1 protein-coding gene is annotated in these 1,010 nt (G+C 65.0%); it reads right to left on the bottom strand.

Annotated features, from left to right (window positions below):
- A partial coding sequence (locus tag EN991_RS37675; protein WP_127370602.1) for an ATP-grasp domain-containing protein occupies nucleotides 1-1,010 on the bottom strand: 1,010 nt, incomplete at both ends.

The raw sequence follows: 1,010 nt of genomic DNA on the forward strand, positions 1-1,010 counted from the left end.
ACCTCGATCAGCGCCGTCTGGTGCCTGGCGATCAGGCTGGTGTCGACATCGCCTGCGGCGAAATCCGGATCGGCGGCGAGAGCGGCAAGAAAGGCGGTGTTGACGGTCGAGCCGGCGACCTCGGTTCGCGACAGCACTGCACCGAGAGCTTCGAGAGCCGCCTGCCTGTCCGTTGCGTGGACGACCAGCTTGGCAATCATCGGGTCGTAATAGGGCGAGATGGCGTCACCCGCTCGCACGCCAGTCTCGATGCGCATCGTGGCGCCTTGCGGGGCCGCATCCGGAAATTTCAGATGATGCAGCGTACCGGTCGCCGGCAGGAACCCTTTTGCCGCGTCCTCGGCATAGATGCGCGCCTCGAAGGCATGGCCGACGAGCGCGATCTCGCTTTGCGTCTTGGGCAGCTTTTCGCCTGACGCGACCCGCAACTGCCACTCGACCAGGTCGGTGCCGGTGACCATTTCGGTGACCGGGTGCTCGACCTGCAGACGGGTGTTCATCTCCATGAACCAGAAGCGGTCGGCCTTCAGGCCCTGCGAGGCATCGACGATGAACTCGATGGTACCGGCGCCTGAATAATTGATCGCCTTGGCGGCCTTCACCGCCGCCTCCGTCATCGCCTTGCGCAAAGCGGGCGTCATGCCGGGCGCCGGCGATTCCTCGATCACCTTCTGGTGGCGGCGCTGCGCCGAGCAGTCGCGCTCGTAGAGATGCACGACATTGCCCAAATTGTCGCCGAAGACCTGCACTTCGATATGGCGCGGCTTGTCGACATATTTTTCGACCAGCACACGGTCGTCGCCGAACGCGGCTTTCGCCTCGCGCCGTGCGCTGGACAACGCCTCGGAAAACTCATCGGGATGCTCGACCCGGCGCATGCCTTTGCCGCCGCCGCCGGCGCGCGCCTTGATCAGCACTGGATAGCCGATCTCGCGCGCCTTGGAGGCAAGCAGCACGATCTCCTGCGCCTCGCCATGATAGCCCGGCACGACCGGCACGCCGGCCTTGTC

Source organism: Mesorhizobium sp. M7A.F.Ca.US.005.03.2.1 (assembly GCF_003997795.1).
In the GTDB taxonomy this organism is placed as follows: Bacteria; Pseudomonadota; Alphaproteobacteria; order Rhizobiales; family Rhizobiaceae; genus Mesorhizobium; species Mesorhizobium ciceri.